This window comes from Xanthobacter sp. DMC47 (assembly GCF_056313845.1).
In genome coordinates this window covers 173,890-191,125 of the sequence record NZ_JBQUZM010000004.1, presented here as the reverse complement: position 1 = coordinate 191,125, position 17,236 = coordinate 173,890, and the positions used below count along the sequence as shown (strand labels likewise).

Annotated in this window: 19 protein-coding genes; 15 read left to right on the top strand and 4 right to left on the bottom strand. The window is 68.3% G+C overall.

The annotated features are described in order from the left end of the window. Positions 1-91: 91 nt before the first annotated feature. On the bottom strand, positions 92-700 hold the full coding sequence (locus ACT54R_RS12700; protein WP_476326806.1) for an LOG family protein: 609 nt from the start codon (positions 698-700) through the stop codon (positions 92-94). A 203-nt stretch (positions 701-903) separates the two neighbouring features. Between ACT54R_RS12700 and ACT54R_RS12695 the strand changes: the two genes are divergently transcribed. Both ACT54R_RS12695 and ACT54R_RS12690 read left to right on the top strand, forming a co-directional pair. Continuing rightward, positions 904-1,227: an ArsR/SmtB family transcription factor gene (locus tag ACT54R_RS12695; protein WP_476326804.1), complete on the top strand. Its 324-nt coding sequence runs from the start codon at positions 904-906 to the stop codon at positions 1,225-1,227. Between the two features lie 6 nt (positions 1,228-1,233). After that, complete coding sequence (locus tag ACT54R_RS12690; protein WP_476326802.1) at positions 1,234-3,189, top strand: ABCB family ABC transporter ATP-binding protein/permease; 1,956 nt, start codon at positions 1,234-1,236, stop codon at positions 3,187-3,189. A gap of 24 nt (positions 3,190-3,213) precedes the next feature. On the opposite strand, the gene ACT54R_RS12685 is transcribed toward ACT54R_RS12690, so the two are convergent. From ACT54R_RS12685 to ACT54R_RS12675, 3 genes are all read right to left on the bottom strand, one after another. Continuing rightward, on the bottom strand, positions 3,214-3,651 hold the full coding sequence (locus ACT54R_RS12685; protein WP_476326800.1) for a VOC family protein: 438 nt from the start codon (positions 3,649-3,651) through the stop codon (positions 3,214-3,216). Between the two features lie 83 nt (positions 3,652-3,734). Beyond that, the gene (locus ACT54R_RS12680; RefSeq protein WP_476326798.1) at positions 3,735-4,988 is read right to left on the bottom strand and encodes an RNA polymerase sigma factor; all 1,254 of its coding nucleotides are present in this window, start codon (positions 4,986-4,988) and stop codon (positions 3,735-3,737) included. Next, on the bottom strand, positions 4,985-5,380 hold the full coding sequence (locus ACT54R_RS12675; protein ID WP_476326796.1) for a YciI family protein: 396 nt from the start codon (positions 5,378-5,380) through the stop codon (positions 4,985-4,987). Before ACT54R_RS12675 ends, ACT54R_RS12680 begins: the two co-directional genes overlap by 4 nt. A 142-nt stretch (positions 5,381-5,522) precedes the next feature. Here ACT54R_RS12675 and nagZ point away from each other — a divergent pair, with 142 nt between their 5' ends. From nagZ to ACT54R_RS12610, 13 genes are all read left to right on the top strand, one after another. Then, a complete protein-coding gene (nagZ, locus tag ACT54R_RS12670; protein ID WP_476326794.1) occupies positions 5,523-6,536 on the top strand; it encodes a beta-N-acetylhexosaminidase in 1,014 nt (337 codons plus the stop codon). A gap of 3 nt (positions 6,537-6,539) precedes the next feature. Then, complete coding sequence (locus ACT54R_RS12665) at positions 6,540-7,418, top strand: segregation and condensation protein A (RefSeq protein WP_476326792.1); 879 nt, start codon at positions 6,540-6,542, stop codon at positions 7,416-7,418. Beyond that, entirely contained in the window at positions 7,415-8,158 is a 744-nt protein-coding gene (gene scpB / locus ACT54R_RS12660; protein WP_476326790.1) for an SMC-Scp complex subunit ScpB, read from the top strand. The genes ACT54R_RS12665 and scpB overlap by 4 nt, the downstream gene beginning before the upstream one ends. Next, positions 8,142-9,266, top strand: a complete 1,125-nt coding sequence (locus tag ACT54R_RS12655; RefSeq protein WP_476326788.1) for an ABC transporter ATP-binding protein — start codon at positions 8,142-8,144, stop codon at positions 9,264-9,266. The genes scpB and ACT54R_RS12655 overlap by 17 nt, the downstream gene beginning before the upstream one ends. A gap of 67 nt (positions 9,267-9,333) precedes the next feature. Next, a complete protein-coding gene (locus tag ACT54R_RS12650) occupies positions 9,334-9,570 on the top strand; it encodes a twin-arginine translocase TatA/TatE family subunit (protein WP_024279268.1) in 237 nt (78 codons plus the stop codon). 61 nt (positions 9,571-9,631) lie between these two features. Beyond that, on the top strand, positions 9,632-10,162 hold the full coding sequence (tatB, locus tag ACT54R_RS12645) for a Sec-independent protein translocase protein TatB (RefSeq protein ID WP_476326786.1): 531 nt from the start codon (positions 9,632-9,634) through the stop codon (positions 10,160-10,162). Then, positions 10,162-10,971, top strand: a complete 810-nt coding sequence (gene tatC / locus ACT54R_RS12640; protein WP_476326784.1) for a twin-arginine translocase subunit TatC — start codon at positions 10,162-10,164, stop codon at positions 10,969-10,971. The genes tatB and tatC overlap by 1 nt, the downstream gene beginning before the upstream one ends. Positions 10,972-11,163: 192 nt before the next feature. Further along, positions 11,164-12,579 carry a serine--tRNA ligase gene (gene serS, locus ACT54R_RS12635; RefSeq protein WP_476329170.1) on the top strand — a complete coding sequence of 472 codons (1,416 nt, stop codon included), beginning with the start codon at positions 11,164-11,166 and terminating at the stop codon, positions 12,577-12,579. Between the two features lie 177 nt (positions 12,580-12,756). Beyond that, positions 12,757-13,524, top strand: coding sequence for a 5'/3'-nucleotidase SurE (gene surE / locus ACT54R_RS12630; protein ID WP_476326782.1), 768 nt, complete (start codon positions 12,757-12,759; stop codon positions 13,522-13,524). Positions 13,525-13,730: 206 nt separating this feature from the next. Continuing rightward, on the top strand, positions 13,731-14,078 hold the full coding sequence (gene yajC, locus ACT54R_RS12625) for a preprotein translocase subunit YajC (protein WP_168456903.1): 348 nt from the start codon (positions 13,731-13,733) through the stop codon (positions 14,076-14,078). A gap of 38 nt (positions 14,079-14,116) precedes the next feature. Beyond that, positions 14,117-15,724 (top strand): protein translocase subunit SecD, encoded by a 1,608-nt coding sequence (gene secD / locus ACT54R_RS12620; RefSeq protein ID WP_168456904.1) that lies wholly within the window; start codon positions 14,117-14,119, stop codon positions 15,722-15,724. Positions 15,725-15,737: 13 nt separating this feature from the next. Further along, positions 15,738-16,844: a protein translocase subunit SecF gene (secF, locus tag ACT54R_RS12615; RefSeq protein ID WP_476326780.1), complete on the top strand. Its 1,107-nt coding sequence runs from the start codon at positions 15,738-15,740 to the stop codon at positions 16,842-16,844. Positions 16,845-16,854: 10 nt separating this feature from the next. Further along, positions 16,855-17,235: an Mth938-like domain-containing protein gene (locus ACT54R_RS12610; RefSeq protein WP_476326778.1), complete on the top strand. Its 381-nt coding sequence runs from the start codon at positions 16,855-16,857 to the stop codon at positions 17,233-17,235. The last annotated feature ends 1 nt before the right edge of the window (position 17,236 follow it).

The following is a 17,236-nucleotide window of genomic DNA, read 5'->3' as shown; positions in this document are numbered from 1 at the left end:
TGCTCATCGGCTCCGTGGTCATGGTCGCCATCGCCGCGCTGGACCAGCCTCACGGCTGACCGCGCAGCGGAACCGGCAGGAGCCTGCATGCCTACATGCGGCCGGCGATGGTGCCGTCTGCCGCATGGAGCGCGCGCTCGGGCACCTTCTCGGCGGCGGCGCGCAGGCGCGGGAGGATGTCTTCGGCCCGGTCGGCGGTGAGCATGTCCACCGGCGTGTCCGAGCGGATGAAGCCGGCGCCGCGCATGTGGTCCACCAGCGTCACGAACGGACCCCAGAAGCCCGCCGTGTTGAGGATGAGGATCGGCTTTCTGTGCCGGCCGAGCTGGGCCCAGGTGAGTTGCTCCACCAGTTCCTCCAGCGTGCCGACGCCGCCGGGCAGGGCCACGAAGGCGTCGGCCCGCTCGAACATCAGCCGCTTGCGCTCGTGCATGTCCTCCACGACGATCATCTCTGCCTCGTGGGCGAAGGCGCGTTCGCGGGTCATGAGGAAGCGGGGGATGATGCCGGTGACGGCGCCGCCGGCCAGCGCCACCGCGCTCGCCACCTCGCCCATCAGTCCGATGCCGCCGCCGCCATAGACGAGGCGCACGCCCTCGGCGGCAAGGATGCGCCCGAAACGCCGGGCCTCTTCGGCAAACACCGGGTCGCCGCCGGTGGCGGAGCCGCAATACACACAGACGCTGTCGATTCTGGCCATGCGCGCACTTTACCAAACTTGGCGGCCGGTAGGGCAGGCCGCCCGAGGACGAATGGAGCGCGAATAGTGCGCACCCGCGACGGCGGCGTGACGCGGGCGGAGGCAAAGCGCTTGTTCGGTATCCTTCCATCGTCTATCGTCGATTTACGATGAATGCTCCGACCTTCCCAGTCCCGGACCTCGCCGCTGCTGATGAGATCGGCATGGCACGGGCCGATCTCGCTGCACGCCTTCGCGCGCTCGCCCATCCCGCGCGGCTTGCCATGCTGGAGCGGCTTGCGGGGCAGGAGCGGTGCGTATGCGGGGAGATCGTGAAGGCGCTGCCCCTTGCGCAGTCCACCGTCTCGCAACATCTGAAGGTTCTCCTCGATGCCGGGCTGATCCGCAGCCGCACCGAGGGGCAGCGGTCCAGCTACTGCCTCGATCGGGCAGCGCTCGATGCGCTGGCTGAAGAGATCGATGCGCTGTTCCAGGCGCTCCGCCGTCCGTCGGGCTGCTGCACGCCCGGCGCTTCGGACCAAAGTTAGGCCATCATGTCAAAGACCCAGAAGCCCGCAGCCCGGCGGGCCGCCGTTTCCTCCGACGCCATGTTCTCGACCCTGCGCAGCCTGTGGCCCTATCTCTGGCCGGCCGACAGGGCGGACCTGCGCGCGCGCGTCGTCGTTACCTTCGTGCTGCTGTTCGCCTCCAAGGGCGCCACCATGGCGGTGCCCTTCCTGTTCAAATGGGCCACCGACGCTCTCACCGCCGAGGTCGCCGCCGGCAAGGCTGCGACACCGGATGTCGGCTTCTGGGCCCTCGTCATCGGCGCGCCGGTGGCGCTGACGCTGGCTTATGGTCTTGGCCGCATCCTGATGGCGGGCGTCACCCAGCTGCGTGACGGCCTGTTCGCCAAGGTGGCGCTCAATGCCGTGCGGCGCCTCGCCATGCAGACGTTCGAGCACATGCACGCTTTGTCCCTGCGCTTCCATCTGGAGCGCAAGACGGGCGGGCTGACGCGGGTGCTGGAGCGGGCGCGATCGGGCATCGAAACCATCGTGCGCATGCTGGCGCTGCAGCTGGCGCCGACCATCGTCGAGCTGGTGATGGTGCTGGGCGTGCTGCTGTTCGCCTTCGACTGGCGCTATGTGGCCGTCGTCTCGGCGACGGTGGTGCTCTATTCCCTCTTCACCTATGTCGCCAGCGAGTGGCGCCTCGCCATCCGCAAGGAGATGAACGAGAGCGACACCGACGCCAACACCAAGGCCATCGACAGCCTGCTCAACTACGAGACGGTGAAGTATTTCGGCGCCGAGCGCTGGGAGACGGCCCGCTACGACCGCTCCATGGCCCGCTACGAGAAGGCGACGGTGAACACCTACACCTCGCTCGCCTGGCTGAATGCCGGGCAGGCGCTCATCTTCTCCATCGGCCTCGCGGCGGTGATGGTGATGTGCGTGCTGGATATCCGCGCCGGGCGGCAGACGGTGGGCTCCTTCGTCATGGTCAACGCCATGATGATCCAGTTCTATATCCCCTTGAACTTCCTCGGCTTCATCTATCGCGAGATCAAGCAGGCTATCGTCGACATCGAGGCCATGTTCGCCGTGCTGCAGGTGGCGCCGGAAGTCACCGACCGCCTGGGCGCGCCGGACCTCGTGGTCTCGGGCGGCACGGTGCGGTTCGAGGACGTGCGCTTCTCCTATGACGAGGGCCGGGAAATCCTGAAGGGCATTTCCTTCGAGGTGCCGGCGGGGCGGACGGTGGCCATCGTGGGGCCTTCGGGGGCTGGCAAGTCCACGCTCTCGCGCCTGCTGTTCCGCTTCTACGACGTCTCCGGCGGGCGCATCACCATCGATGGGCAGGATCTCAGGGACGTGTCGCAGGAGAGCCTGCGCGCCGCCATCGGTATGGTCCCGCAGGACACGGTGCTGTTCAACGACACCATCGCCTACAACATCCGCTATGGCCGCCCGGCGGCGTCGGATGCCGAGGTTGAGGAGGCGGCAAGGCTCGCCCGCATCGACGGCTTCATCCGCGCCACGCCCAAAGGCTTCAAGACCGAGGTGGGCGAGCGCGGCCTGAAGCTCTCCGGCGGAGAGAAGCAGCGCGTGGCCATCGCCCGCACGCTCTTGAAGGCGCCGCCCATCCTGGTGCTGGACGAGGCGACCTCCGCGCTGGACAGCCATACCGAGAAGGAGATCCAGGACGCGCTCGACCGCGTGTCTGAGGGGCGCACCACGCTGGTCATTGCCCACCGTCTCTCCACGGTGGTGAGCGCAGACGAAATCCTCGTCCTCGCCGATGGCAAGGTCGCCGAGCGCGGGTGCCATGCGGAGCTGCTGGCCAAGGGCGGCCTTTATGCCGCCCTCTGGAACCGCCAGCGGGAGGCGGAGGACGCTGCCGCGGCCCTCGCCCGCGCGCAGGCGGAAGAGGGGCTGGAGATCGTCCCCACCCGGCATCCCGACGAGGAGGGGATGGACGAGGAGCGGGTGCGCGCGGTGGGCTGATCCCGCGCGCTGCTCCAGCCGGCGTCAGCGCGGCTGGTTGAAGGCCCAGAGCACGCCGAACGGGTCGCGCACCTGCGCATAGCGGGCGCCCCAGAACATATCCTCCGGCGGCATCACCGGGGTCGCGCCGGCCTCCACCGCGCGGGCGAAGGCGGCATCCGTGTCGCCCACATGGAGCGAAAGGTTGAACCCGCCAATCTTCTCCACCGGGCCGGAGCAATATTCCGGATAGGGGTCCGCCAGCATCACCGACGAGCCATTGATGTAGAGGTGGACGTGCATGGTCCGCCCGCTCGCGTCCGGCGGAATGGCGAACACAAGCTCGGCTCCGAGGGCTTGCTTGTAGAACTCGGCCGCCTTCATGGCGCCTTCCACGGTGACATAGGCCGTGACGCCGCCCTTCACCGGAGGCATGGCGGCGGGATCGATGGACGGCATGGTGGTCTCGGCAGTGTCGGACATGCGTTCCTCCTCCGGCGCAGGCGCGCGCCTGTTGTCATGACGGGCGGGTGGCGCCCGTCCCGACAGCCTGCTCGCATTTTTTCTCAAGGACGTGACTGGATGAGATCGATCTGCGCGCGGATGTGCTCCGCCTCGGCCGGGGTATTGGCGAGGGCGATGGCGTGGTCGAAGGCGATGCGCGCCTCCTGATGCCGGCCAAGCTCCAGCAGAAATGCGCCCCGGGCCCCGAAGAAATGGAAATAGCCGGAGAGCTGTGGCGCCAGCGGCTCGATCATGGCGAGGGCCGCCTCGGCGCCCTTCACCTTGCTGACGGCGACGGCGCGGTTGAGCGTCACCACCGGGGAGGGCTGGAGGAATTCGAGCGCCGCATAAAGCGCGTCGATCTGCGCCCAGTCGGTCTCCTCGGGCGTTGCCGCGCGGGCGTGGAGACCGGCGACCGCCGCCTGGATCTGGTAGGCGCCGGGGCGCCGGTGGCGCATGGCCTTGTCGATGAGCGCCAGCCCCTCCGCAATGCGCTCGCGGTCCCATTTCGAGCGGTCCTGCCGGTCGAGCAGGATGGCCCGGCCGTCGGCATCGAAGCGGGCGGCGGCGCGGGCGTGCTGGAGCAGCATGAGGGCGACGAGGCCCATGATTTCCGGCTCAGTGGGAAACAGGCGCAGCAGCAGCCGGCCGAGGCGGATGGCATCGTCGCACAGGCCCGCGCGGCTGGGCTCGCCGCCGGCCGAATAGCCTTCGTTGAAGACGAGATAGACCATGGCCGCCACCGTCCCCAGCCGCTCGGCGCGCTCGACAGGGCCGGGGGCCTCGAACGGCACGTCGGCCCGCGCGATGCGACCCTTGGCGCGGGTGATGCGCTGCTCCATGGCCGCCTCGCTGACGAGGAAGGCGCGGGCGATTTCCTTCACCGTGAGGCCGGAGACGATGCGCAGGGCAAGCGCGATCTGCTGCGTCGCCGGCAATTCGGGATGGCAGCAGATGAAGAGCAGGCGCAGCACGTCGTCGCGATAGTGGGAATTGTCCAGCCGCTCGGCCAGCGGGGCTTCGGCGTCGTCGAGATCGGAGAGCTGGTCGTCCGGGGGCAGGGGATCGTGCTTCGCCCGCTTGCGCACCCCGTCGAGGGCGGCGTTGCGGCCGACGAGGATCAGCCAGGCCGCGGGGTCGCGCGGCGGGCCGTTCACCGGCCAGGTGCGCAGCGCGCGCAGGCAGGCTTCCTGAAACGCTTCCTCGGCGGTGTCGAGATCGCGGAAATAGCGCAGCAGCGCCGCCACCGCCTGCGGTCGGGCGGCGGTGAGGGTGCCGTTCATCCAATCCGGATCCGTGAGGGGGGCGGTGTTCATGTGCCGGTCTTCTGGTCCACCTCGGCGAGTCGCCGGTCGGGGAAGAAGGCGCGAACCGGCCGGATTTCATAGGTCGCGCCGGGATTGACCTCCGAAAGGTCTCTGACGATCGAGAGCATGTCTTCGAGATCGGTGGCATCGACGAGATAGAATCCCAGCAACTGCTCCTTCGTCTCGGCAAAGGGGCCGTCGATGACGAGGGGGGCATCCTGCGTCTTGCGCAGGGTGGTCGCCGCGGTGGTCGGCAGGAGGCGGAGCGACGCCCCCATCTTGCCGGCCTTGGTGAGGCGCTCCTGAACCGCCGCGATCTTCGCCATCACGGCGTCGTCCTGCTCCTGGGTCCAGGAACAGACAACGTCTTCTTCATGGTAACAGAGGATGGCGTACATCATCGGTTGGGCTCCCTAGGGTCACGACGAGGACGCGCGAGTATGACCACGGCCGACAGGCCGGGGCAAAATCTGCGACGGGACAGACGGAAGCGGTGCCGCAGGCGCGCTTGACGCCGCCGGGCCCCGCTTATAGGCCGGAGACATGACGTCGCGCGCCTTCATCGCCGGTTGTGCCGGCCCGAACCTCTCGGCCACCGAGCGCAGCTTTTTCCGGGATGCCGAACCCTGGGGCTTCATCCTGTTCGCCCGCAACGTGGCGGACCCGGACCAGGTGCGCGCGCTGGTCGCCGACCTGCGCGAGGCGGTGGGCTGGACGGCACCGGTGCTCATCGACCAGGAGGGCGGCCGGGTGCAGCGCCTGCGCCCGCCCCACTGGACCGACGATCCCCCTGCCGAGGCGTTCGGCCGCCTCTATCTGGGCGACCCGGTGGCGGCGCTGGAGGCGGTGCGGCTCAATTCGCGGGCAATCGCGGCGGACCTCTACGCCCTCGGCATCGACGTGGACTGCCTTCCCTGTGCGGACCTGCGCCATCCCGATGGCCACGGTATCATCGGCAATCGCGCCTACGGCACCGAGCCGGTCGCGGTTGCGGCGCTGGCGCGGGCGGCGGCGGTGGGCCTGATGGAGGGCGGCGTGCTGCCGGTGCTCAAGCACATTCCCGGCCATGGCCGCGCGCCGGTGGACAGCCACGAGAAGCTGCCCGTCGTCACCGCCAAGCGGGGCGAGCTGGAAGGCATGGACTTCGCCGCCTTTCGCGACCTCTCCGATCTGCCCATCGGCATGACCGCCCACGTGGTCTATGCCGATATCGACCCCGACCGCCCCGCCACCACCTCGCCGGTGGTGCTCGCCGAGGTGGTGCGCGGCTCCATCGGCTTCGACGGCCTGCTGATGAGCGACGACCTCTCCATGGGGGCGCTGGCCGGCACCATGGAATCCCGCAGCCGCGATGCGCTGGCGGCGGGCTGCGACATGCTCCTCCACTGCAACGGCAAGATGGAGGAGATGGAGAAGGTCGCCGCCTCCGCCCCCGTCCTCACCGGCGAGGCCTATGCCCGCGCCGCCAAGGCCCTGTCGCTGCGGGTGGTGCCCGATCCGGTGGATGCGAAGGCGCTGCGGGCCGCCGTCGCGGCCCAGCTCAAGACGGTGGGCTGACCCGTGACGGGGCCGACCTCGGGGCCGATCTCCGGCGAGGCCGGCCCGGACGCCTTCGAGATCGGTACGGACCGCGCGCCCCCCGCTTCGGACGAGACCTTCGTGGTGGACGTGGACGGTTTCGAGGGCCCCCTCGACCTCCTTCTCGCGCTGGCGCGGACGCAGAAGGTCGATCTGTCCCGAATCTCGATCCTCGCCCTCGCCGACCAATACCTCACCTTCATCGAGGAGGCCCGACGCGGCCGGCTGGAGTTGGCGGCGGACTATCTGGTGATGGCGGCGTGGCTCGCGTACCTGAAGTCGCGCCTGCTGCTGCCTGCACCGCCGCAGGAAGAAGGTCCGAGCGCGGAGGAGATGGCCGCCGCCTTCGCCCGGCGCCTGCGGCATCTGGAGCGCATCCGCCGCGCCGCCGCACAGCTGATGGCGCGCCCGCAGATGGGTCGCGACGCATTCGCCCGCGCCCTTCCGCCGCCCTCCAAGGAACCGCTCTATACCGTCTACACGGCCACCATCTACGACCTCTTGACCGCCTATGCCCGCCAGCGCCAGACCAAGGCGCTGTCCCACGTCACGCTGAAGACGCGCACGGTGTGGTCCCTTGCCGAGGCCCGCGCCCGGCTGGAGCGGCTGCTCGGGGCGGACGTGGTGGGCGAATGGATGCGGCTCGACCAATTCCTGCTAGATTACATGGCGACGCCCGAGCAGCGGGCGACCGCGCTCGCGTCGAGCTTCTCGGCCAGCCTGGAGATGGTGCGCGAGGGCATGCTGGACATTCGCCAGGATGCCCCCTTCGCTCCCCTGTGGCTGCGCCCGCGCGCCGAAGAGCCGGAGCCCCTTTTGCCGTTCGACCCGCCCGACCCGGCGCCCGGAGAGGAGAGATGACCCGTTCCGCCCCGCGCATCGACCTGTTCGACGTGCGTCCGGAGGACGAGCGCGCCTATGCCTTCGCGCGCGATCTGAGGGCCATCGAGGCGCTTCTGTTCACCTCGCCGCTGCCGGTGGATGCCAAGGCCATGAAGCCGCACCTCTCGGCTGATGCCGATATCGGTGCGCTGATGGAGGCGTTGACGGCCGATTACGCCCGACGCGGCGTGAATATCGTGAAGGCCGCCGGGGGCTGGATGCTGCGCACGGCGCCGGACCTCGCCCGCGTCGTCGCCGGCCCGGTGCCGGAGGCGCGCAAGCTTTCCCGCGCGGCCATCGAGGTCCTGGCCATCGTCGCCTACCACCAGCCGGTCACCCGCGCCGAGATCGAGGAGATTCGCGGCGTCTCCACCTCCAAGGGCACGCTCGACGTGCTGCTGGAGACCGGATGGGTGCGCCTGCGTGGCCGCCGCAAGGCGCCGGGGCGTCCGGTGACCTACGGCACGACACCGGCCTTCCTCGTGCAGTTCGGCCTCGACGCGGTGCAGGACCTTCCCGGCCTCGACGAACTGAAGGGCGCCGGCCTTATCGACGGGCGCATCCCCGCCGGCTTCGCGATTCCGCTGCCCTCCGACGATCCGGGCCTGCGCGAGGACGAGGAGGCGCTGGAGCCGGACATGCTGGATTTCCACCTCTCGCCCCCGCCGGAGGATGAGGAGCCCGGCGCGGCCGAGCCCGAAAATGAGCGTGACGCGTGAGGAGGCGGTTCTGGCTGACGAGATCGAGACTCTTGGGATGACCCGCAGCCGCACCCCCGCCGCCTTCGCCAAGGGTCTCTCCTTCGAGGCCGTGCAACTCGCCTATGGCGATGTCGCCGCCGTGCGCGGCGTGAGCCTCGCGGTGGAGCCGGGGGAGGTTTTGTGCCTGCTCGGCCAATCCGGCTGCGGCAAGACCTCGCTGCTGCGCCTGGCCGCCGGCATCGAGCAGCCGGACCGCGGCCGCATCCTCATCGACGGCGCGGTCGTGGCGGGGCAGGGGACTTTCGTGCCGCCGGAGCGGCGCGGCGTGGGGCTGGTGTTCCAGGACTATGCCCTGTTCCCCCACCTCACCAACCTCGAGAACGTCATGTTTGGCCTCAATGGCCTGAAGCGGGCCGAGGCGACGCGCGAGGCGCGCCTCGCGCTGGCGCGGGTGGACCTCGCTGATCTCGCCGACGTCTATCCCCACGAATTGTCTGGCGGGCAGCAGCAGCGCGTGGCGCTGGCGCGCGCCATGGCGCCCCGGCCGGGCATTCTGCTGCTCGACGAGCCCTTCTCCGGCCTCGATCGGCGATTGCGGGACCAGGTGCGCGCGGACACCCTCGCCGTGCTACGCGATGCGAAGGCGACGGTCATCATCGTCACCCACGATCCGGAAGAAGCCATGCGCCTTGCCGACCGCATCGCCTTGCTGCGCAAGGGCGAACTGGTGCAACTCGGCCCGCCGGCGGAGCTTTACCGCCACCCGGCGGACCTCGGCGTCGCGCGATTCTTCTGCGAGCTGAACGAGATCGAGGCGGAGATCATTGACGGCGCTGCAGAGACGCCGCTGGGCCGGTTTGCCGCCCCGGGGCTTCCGGAGGGACTGGCCATCGCTGCGGTCCGCCCGCAGGGAATCTCGCTCGTGCCGGCCGGGCGTGGCGTTCCGGGGCGGGTGCTTGAGCGGCGCTTTCTGGGCGAACTCGATCTCGTGGAAGTGATCGTGGACGGGCTGGAGCGCCCGCTGGTGCTGCGCCTGAGGGATGCGGGAAACGTGAAAAAAGGCGACGAGGCGGGGCTTCTGGTCGATCCCGGTGAAGTCCTTGTTTTCGCCGCGGGCGGAGCCTAGTGTCGCCGTCCGAAATGCCTTACGGCTTGCCGTAGGGGCACAAAGAATATCCTTGGAGGATGGTTAGATGGGTTCGATGAGCATCTGGCACTGGATCGTGGTGCTGGCCGTGGTGCTCCTCCTGTTCGGTCGCGGCAAGATCTCCGATCTGATGGGCGACGTGGCGAAGGGCATCAAGTCCTTCAAGAAGGGCATGGCCGACGACGACGAGCCGGTGAAGGCTCCCCCGGCCGCCCCCGAGGCGCCGCGCCCGCTGCCGCACCAGACGTCGAGCGCCCCCGAAGCCGAGAAGAAGCCCGTCTGACGGACCTCTGCCCCTGAACACTTGAAGAGGGCGGCGGCACCACCGCCGGACAGACGGGCTCATGTTCGATATCGGCTGGTCCGAGCTGATGCTGATCGGCATTGTCGCGCTGATCGTCATCGGTCCCAAGGAGCTGCCTACGGTGCTGCGCACCGTGGGCCGCACCGTCACGAAGCTGCGCCGCATGGCCGGCGAGTTCCAGGGCCAGTTTCAGGAGGCCCTGCGCGAGGCGGACCTTGCGGACATGCGCAAGGAAATCAGCGACGTCACCGAGAGCGCCCGCTCCACCCTCGCTACCTCCGACATGTTCGACCCGCTGCGCTCCATCCGCGAGGAGATCCGCTCCACCGTGGAAGGCGCGAATCCGACGCCGCCGGCTCCCGTCACCCCGGCCGCATTGCCCGATCTGCCCCCGCCCGTGGAACTGCCCGATCCCATGGCCGCCATCCGCGCCGAAATCCGCCGCTCCGTTGAGGCCGCCGTGCCCCCCGCTCCGGTCGCGTCGCCTGCCGGTGCCGTTGAGCCGGCTCCTGAGAGCCTTCCCGCCGCCGGCGAGACCAAGCCCGCCGCAGGCGAAGCGAAGAGCGCGTGATGAGCGACCAGGACGAGATCGACGCCTCCAAGGCCCCGCTCATCGAGCACCTGATCGAGCTGCGCTCGCGGCTCATCAAGTCGCTGGTGGCGTTCCTCGTGGCCTTCATCGCCTGCTTCATGCTGGCGAAGCAGATCTACAACATCCTGCTGTGGCCCTATGAATTCGCCTCCGGCTTCAGCAACGGCGTGAAGCTCATCTACACCGCGCCGCAGGAATTTCTGTTCACCCAGATCAAGCTCGGCATGTTCGGCGCCGCCTTCATCTCCTTCCCGGTGGTGGCGACGCAGGTCTACATGTTCGTGGCGCCGGGGCTCTACAAGCACGAGAAGGCGGCCTTCCGGCCCTATCTCATTGCGACGCCCATCTGCTTCCTCATCGGCGCGGCCTTCGTCTATTTCGTCGCCATGCCGCTGGCCATGACCTACTTCCTCGGCATGCAGCAGGTGGGCGGCGACGGGAAGGCCGAGATTTCGCTGCTGCCGCGGGTCTCCGAATACCTTTCGCTCATCACGACGCTGATTCTGGCCTTCGGCATCTGCTTCCAGCTTCCGGTCATCCTCACCCTGCTCGGGCAGATCGGTGTGGTGACACGGGAGATGCTGGTGAAGGCGCGGCGCTACGCCATCGTCGGCGTGTTCGTGCTCGCCGCGGTGCTCACCCCGCCGGATGTCATCAGCCAGCTCTCCCTTGCCCTGCCGACGCTGCTTCTCTACGAGGTGTCCGTCTATCTGGTGGGCGTCGTCGAGAAGCGTCGGCTGGTGGCGGAAGCGGCGCGCAATGCGGCCGACGCCGCGACAGCGGACTGACGGCGGGGCCTTCCCGGATTATTGGAATTTGGGCGCGCGGGTTCTCCTGTGAACCGCCGTCATGCCCCGGCTTGTCCGGGGCATCCACCGCGCCGCCGGGCGCCGGTCTACGCGGAGGCGTGGATCCCCCGGACAAGCCGGGGGATGACGGTGGAGAGAATGCCGTTCCGCCCCTACGCGGCGGAGCTTGCCATGCACGACATCAAATGGATCCGCGAGGAACCGGCCGGCCTCATCGACGCGCTGGCGCGCCGTGGCAACCGCTCCGACGAGGCGAAGGCGGCGGCGGAAGCCCTGGTCGCCAAGCTCCTCGACCTCGACACCCGCCGTCGCGAGACGCTGACCAAGCTCGAAACCCTCCTCGCGCGCCGCAACGCCGCCTCCAAGGAGATCGGGCAGGCAAAGGCCAAGAAGGACGAGGCCGCAGCTTCGGCCCTCATGGCCGAGGTGGCCAAGCTGAAGGAAGACGTGCCAGCGCTGGAGGTCGAGGCCAAGCGCATCGAGAAGGCGCTGGAGGATGAACTCGCCGCCATACCCAACGCCCCCCTCGCCGAGGTGCCGCAGGGCGCCGACGAGCACGACAATGTGGAAAAGAGCCGCTTCGGCGCGCCCCGCACCTACAGCTTCACTCCGAAGCAGCATTTCGAAGTGGGCGAAGGCCTCGGCCAGATGGATTTCGAAACCGCCGCCAAACTCTCCGGCGCGCGCTTCGTGGTGAACAAGGGTCCGCTGGCGCGGCTTGAGCGGGCGCTAGGGCAGTTCTTCCTCGATGTGCATACCGGCGAGCATGGGTACATGGAAGTGAACCCGCCGATCTTGGTGCGGGATGAGGCCATGTTTGGGACGGCGCAATTGCCGAAATTTGAAGAGGACCAGTTTCTCGCTACGCGGACGCCTTCCATAAACGAGCGGGTCAATGCCGCACTAGAGAAACATGCTAGTCAGGCAGGAGACCTTTCGGCATTTGGGGGACTTGATGTTCCAAACTGGCAAGAAAAGTTCTGGCTCATCCCTACCGCCGAAGTCCCCCTGACCAACCTCGTCCGCGACTCCATCCTCTCCGAGGAAGAGCTCCCCAGGCGCCTCACCGCCTGCACGCCCTGCTTCCGGGCCGAAGCCGGCGCTGCGGGCCGTGATACGCGGGGGATGATCCGCCAGCACCAGTTCACCAAGGTGGAGCTGGTCTCCATCACGACGCCGGAAAAGTCGGCCGAGGAGCACGAGCGCATGCTCGCCTGCGCCGAGGCGGTGCTGAAGAAGCTGGACCTCGCCTATCGCGTCGTCACGCTCTGCACCGGCGACATGGGCTTCGCCTCGCAGAAGACCTACGACATCGAGGTTTGGCTGCCGGGGCAGAACGCCTATCGCGAAATCTCCTCCTGCTCCGTCTGCGGCGATTTCCAGGCCCGGCGCATGAATGCCCGCTACCGCCCGGCGGAGGGCAAGGGGCCGCGCTATGTCCACACGCTCAACGGCTCCGGTGTGGCGGTCGGCCGCGCCCTCGTCGCGGTGCTGGAGACGTACCAGCAGGAGAACGGCTCCGTGGCCGTGCCTGAGGCTCTGTTGCCCTACATGGGCGGGCTGAAGACGATCGAGAAGCTGAAGTAGCGGGGCGTCGGTGTGCCCCTCTCCCCTTGCGGGAGAGGGTGGATCGCGGCGAAGCCGCGAGACGGGTGAGGGGGGCGCCGTGAGGGACTTCCAGCCCCCTTGACCCCTCACCCCCGGCCCCTCTCCCGCAAGGGGAGAGGGGAGCAGCGGCTGTGCCGCAACGAGGATTTCTGAGCCATGCGCATTCTGGTCACCAACGACGACGGCATCCACGCGCCGGGCCTCGACAGCTGCGCGGCCATCGCGCGGACCTTCACCGACGACGTGTGGGTGGTGGCGCCGGAGTTCGATCAGTCGGGCGTCGCCCATTCGCTGTCCCTTTCCGACCCGCTGCGGCTGCGCCAGGTGGAGGACAAGCGGTACGCGGTGAAGGGCACGCCCACGGACTGCGTCATCATGGCCGTGCGGCATCTGCTCATCGACAATCCGCCCGACCTCGTGCTCTCCGGCGTCAATCGCGGCCAGAACATCGCCGAAGACGTGAGCTATTCGGGTACCGTGGCCGGCGCCATCGAGGGCACCATCCTCGGCATTCCCTCCATCGCTTTGTCGCAGGCTTTCGGCATGCGTACCCGCGAGAATCCCAACTTCGTCACCGCCGAGACCCACGCGCCGCGCATCATCAGGATGCTGCTGGACGAGGGCATTCCCCCCGGCATCGTGATGAACGTGAACTTCCCGGATCGCCTCCCGGACGAAATTACCGGCATCGCCGCCACGGCCCAGGGCAAGCGCGACCAGCGCCTGATGCGCATCGACGAGCGCCGCGACGGCCGCAACAATCCCTATTACTGGATCGCCTTCGAGCGCCGCATCTACGAGACCTCCCCCGGCACGGACCTGCGCGCGCTGGACGAGGGGCGCATCTCGGTCACCCCCTTGCGGCTCGACCAGACGGACGAACCCTGGATGACCCGCCTCGCGCTCCTGTTCGACGGGAAGTAGGCGAAAGTCTTCCGTAACGGCATCTTCTGGCTGGGCGAGTCTCTCCCCGGCGGGCACCCAGAACCCGCTGCCGCCCTTCTCTTTTCAACAGCTGCGCGAACCAACCGGCCCCGCGTTTGCATTCGACGGGGCGGCCGCTATAGTCCCGCCGCTTCGCCGGACCCCGGCGGAATGCGGATTCCCTTCACAGACGAACGAGGATCGAGATGTTCATCACGCCCGCTTTCGCCCAAGGCGCCACGGGAGCCGGCGGCGGGGCCGACATGCTCATTCAGCTCGCCCCGTTCCTGCTGATCTTCGTGGTCATGTACTTCCTGATCCTGCGCCCGCAGCAGAAGCGGGCCAAGGCGCATCAGGAACTGGTGAATTCCCTGCGCCGCGGCGACGTGGTGGTGACCGGCGGCGGCCTCGTCGGCAAGGTCACCAAGGTGATCGACGAGAACGAGGTCGAGCTGCAGATCGCCGACAACGTCCGCATCCGCCAGATTCGCTCGCAGATCGCCACCGTCCGCGCCAAGGGCGAACCGGCCAAGGACGAGGCCTCGGCCGGTTGATCCGGCCGCCTCACGCTTTCTGAAAGACCGCGCGCGACATGCTGCACTTCTCCCGTCTCAAGACCGCGGCGATCCTCATCACCATCGCCATCGGGTTCCTGTTCGCGCTGCCCAACGTGCTCTCCCCGGGCACGCTCGACCACCTGCCTTCGTGGCTGGCTTCGAGCCGGGTCACGCTGGGCCTCGACCTGCAGGGCGGCTCGCACATCCTGCTGGAAGTGGACGGGCCGGCGCTCCGCAAGGAGCGCACGGAGCAGCTGCGCGACGAAGTGCGCCGCGTCCTGCGCGACCAGAAGATCGGTTATTCCAACCTCGCGCTGCGCGATACCAGCGTGACGCTTCGCCTGCGTGACCCCAACGACACGCAGAAGGCCGTCACCGAGCTGAGGAAGCTCGCCGCGCCGGTCACCAACGCCCTGTTCGGCAATTCCTCCGGCGAGATGGACATGACCGTCTCGTCCGGCGCCGACGGCGTCGTCACCCTGCAGCTCACCGATGCCGGCCTCACCGCCAAGATGCGTTCCGCGGTGGACCAGTCCATCGAGATCATCCGCCGCCGTATCGACCAGCTCGGCACGGTGGAGCCGAACATCCAGCGCCAGGGCCTCGATCGTATCCTGGTGCAGGTGCCCGGCCTGCAGGACCCGCAGCGCCTGAAGAACCTGCTCGGCCAGACCGCCAAGCTTTCCTTCCGCATGGTGGACCAGTCCATGTCGCCGCAGCAGGCGTTGGAAGGCCGCGCCCCGCCGGAATCGGAAGTGCTGAAGGGCCAGGATGGCCAGCCGTATCTGGTGGAGAAGCAGGTGCGCGTCTCCGGCGAGGACCTGGTGGATGCCCAGCCGGGCTTCGACCAGAACTCCCGTGAGCCCATCGTCTCCTTCCGCTTCAACAACAACGGCGCCAAGCGCTTCGCCGCCGTCTCGCAGGAATCGGTGGGTCGGCCCTTCGCCATCGTGCTCGACAACCAGGTGATTTCCGCGCCGGTGATCCGCGAGCCGATCCTCGGCGGCGCGGGCCAGATCTCCGGGTCGTTCACCGTCCAGCAGGCGAACGACCTCGCCATCCTCCTGCGCGCCGGTGCCCTGCCGGCCCCGCTGAAGGTGGTGGAAGAGCGCACCGTCGGCCCGAGCCTCGGCGCCGACTCGATTCACGCGGGCAAGACCGCGGCCTATGTGGCCGGCGGCCTCGTCACCGTGTTCATGATCGCCGTGTACGGCCTGTTCGGCTTGTTCGCGCTCATCGCCCTCGCCGTGCACATCATCCTGATGTTCTCGCTCCAGTCGGTGCTCGGCGCCACGCTGACCCTTCCCGGCATCGCGGGCGTCGTCCTCACCATCGGCATGGCGGTGGACTCCAACGTCGTCATCTTCGAGCGCATGCGCGACGAGGCGCGGGAAGGCCGATCCGCCATCTCGGCCATCGACAAGGGCTTCGTGAACGCGCTGGGCACCATCCTCGACGCCAACATCACCTCGCTCGCCACGGCGGTCATCCTGTTCCTCATGGGTGGGTCCGGACCGGTGCGCGGCTTCGCCGTCACCTACATCCTCGGCCTTCTGACCACCATGTTCACCGCCTACACCCTGACGCGGCTCATGATCGCCTACTGGGTGAAGTGGCGGCGGCCGGCGAAGCTGCCCATCTGAAGGTGCGCCGCACATGCCTTTGATCGACTACATCCCGGCGCAGACCAACATCCACTTCATGCGCCTGCGGCACTGGACGTTCCCGTTCTCCGCGGCGCTGTCCATCGTGGCCTGCCTGCTGTTCGCCATCCACGGCTTCAACCTCGGCATCGACTTCAAGGGCGGCACGCTCATCGAGGCGCAGACCAGCCAGCAGCAGGCCGACATCGGCGCGCTGCGTGAGCATCTGACCGACCTTGATGTGGGCGACGTGCAGATCCAGGAGTTCGGCTCTCCGCGGGACGTGCTCATCCGCATCGGCGCCTTCGGCACCACGGACGAGGCCCAGCAGGCCATCCTCGCCAAGGTGAATGGCGTGCTCGGCACCGATTATACCGTCCGCCGCGTAGAGACGGTCGGCCCGAGCGTGTCCGGCGAGCTGGTGCGCCAGTCCATCCTCGCGCTGGTGCTCGGCGCGGTGGCGGTGCTGGCCTATTTGTGGTTCCGCTTCGAGTGGCAGTTCGCCGTCGGCGCCATCGTGACGACGCTGCACGACATCTTCGTCACTCTGATGATCTATTCTGCGTTCGGGGTGGATTTCGACCTCACGTCGATTGCCGCGATCCTCACCATCATGGGCTATTCGCTCAACGATACGGTGGTCGTGTACGACCGTATCCGCGAGATGCTACGACGCTACAAGAAGCTGCCGCTGCCCGAACTGCTCGACATCGCGGTGAACGCCACCTTCTCGCGGACGATCATCGTCTCCACCACCACCTTCTTCGCCACCCTCGCGCTCTATTTCTTCGGCGGCGAGGTGCTCCGCGGCTTCTCGCTGGCGATGACGGTGGGCGTGGTGATCGGCACCTATTCCACCATCTTCGTCGCGGCCCCCATCCTCATCCACCTCGGCCTGCGTGCCTCCACGGTCAGCCTGCCGGCCAAGGAGGCCGATCCCGAGGTGAAGGAGCTGGACGAGCTGGTGAAGCTGGAGGCCAAGGACGCCGCCGCCGCTGTCCCGCCCGAGGCCGCGCCCGCCACCGGCGTGTCGGCCAGCGGGGGGGCAAACAAGGGCGGCAAGGGCAAGAACGGCAAGCCCAACGGCAAGGCCGGCCCCGCGCGCCCGGCCAAGGCCTGAGGCGCGGGTGGTGGCCGCCCCGGACGGCGCCCCCTTCCTGCCGCGGCAGGTCGCCATAGACGGCTATGGCGACACCTTCTTCCACTTCTCCGGCATGTCCCATGCTGGCTCCGTCCTCGCGCTGCCCTCTGGGATCCGCGGCTGGGCGCCGGTGAGCATGGCGGAGATCGACGCGGCTTCGCTCGCCCCGGTGGTGGCGGACGCCGCGACCGTCGAATTGCTCCTCATCGGCACCGGCAAGGATCCCGCGCACCTGAAAGAGCCGTTGAAGCAGGTGCTGCGCGATGCCGGCATCCGCTTCGAGCTGATGCCGACGCCCTCCGCCGCAGCCACCTACAACGTGCTCCTCGCCGAGGGCCGGCGGGTGGGCGCGGCGCTGATCGCGGTCTAAG

Bases quoted from the DNA above. Each gene is read 5' to 3' on its own strand.
- tatB (WP_476326786.1), top strand. From the start codon at position 9,632: ATGTTCGATATCGGCTGGTCCGAGCTGATGCTGATCGGCATTGTCGCG.
- ACT54R_RS12675 (WP_476326796.1), bottom strand. From the start codon at position 5,380: ATGATGTACGCCATCCTCTGTTACCATGAAGAAGACGTTGTCTGTTCC.
- nagZ (WP_476326794.1), top strand. From the start codon at position 5,523: ATGACGTCGCGCGCCTTCATCGCCGGTTGTGCCGGCCCGAACCTCTCG.
- ACT54R_RS12700 (WP_476326806.1), bottom strand. From the start codon at position 700: ATGGCCAGAATCGACAGCGTCTGTGTGTATTGCGGCTCCGCCACCGGC.
- serS (WP_476329170.1), top strand. From the start codon at position 11,164: ATGCACGACATCAAATGGATCCGCGAGGAACCGGCCGGCCTCATCGAC.
- ACT54R_RS12690 (WP_476326802.1), top strand. From the start codon at position 1,234: ATGTCAAAGACCCAGAAGCCCGCAGCCCGGCGGGCCGCCGTTTCCTCC.
- surE (WP_476326782.1), top strand. From the start codon at position 12,757: ATGCGCATTCTGGTCACCAACGACGACGGCATCCACGCGCCGGGCCTC.
- ACT54R_RS12685 (WP_476326800.1), bottom strand. From the start codon at position 3,651: ATGTCCGACACTGCCGAGACCACCATGCCGTCCATCGATCCCGCCGCC.
- yajC (WP_168456903.1), top strand. From the start codon at position 13,731: ATGTTCATCACGCCCGCTTTCGCCCAAGGCGCCACGGGAGCCGGCGGC.
- tatC (WP_476326784.1), top strand. From the start codon at position 10,162: ATGAGCGACCAGGACGAGATCGACGCCTCCAAGGCCCCGCTCATCGAG.
- ACT54R_RS12655 (WP_476326788.1), top strand. From the start codon at position 8,142: ATGAGCGTGACGCGTGAGGAGGCGGTTCTGGCTGACGAGATCGAGACT.
- secF (WP_476326780.1), top strand. From the start codon at position 15,738: ATGCCTTTGATCGACTACATCCCGGCGCAGACCAACATCCACTTCATG.
- secD (WP_168456904.1), top strand. From the start codon at position 14,117: ATGCTGCACTTCTCCCGTCTCAAGACCGCGGCGATCCTCATCACCATC.
- ACT54R_RS12650 (WP_024279268.1), top strand. From the start codon at position 9,334: ATGGGTTCGATGAGCATCTGGCACTGGATCGTGGTGCTGGCCGTGGTG.
- ACT54R_RS12695 (WP_476326804.1), top strand. From the start codon at position 904: ATGGCACGGGCCGATCTCGCTGCACGCCTTCGCGCGCTCGCCCATCCC.
- ACT54R_RS12680 (WP_476326798.1), bottom strand. From the start codon at position 4,988: ATGAACACCGCCCCCCTCACGGATCCGGATTGGATGAACGGCACCCTC.
- scpB (WP_476326790.1), top strand. From the start codon at position 7,415: ATGACCCGTTCCGCCCCGCGCATCGACCTGTTCGACGTGCGTCCGGAG.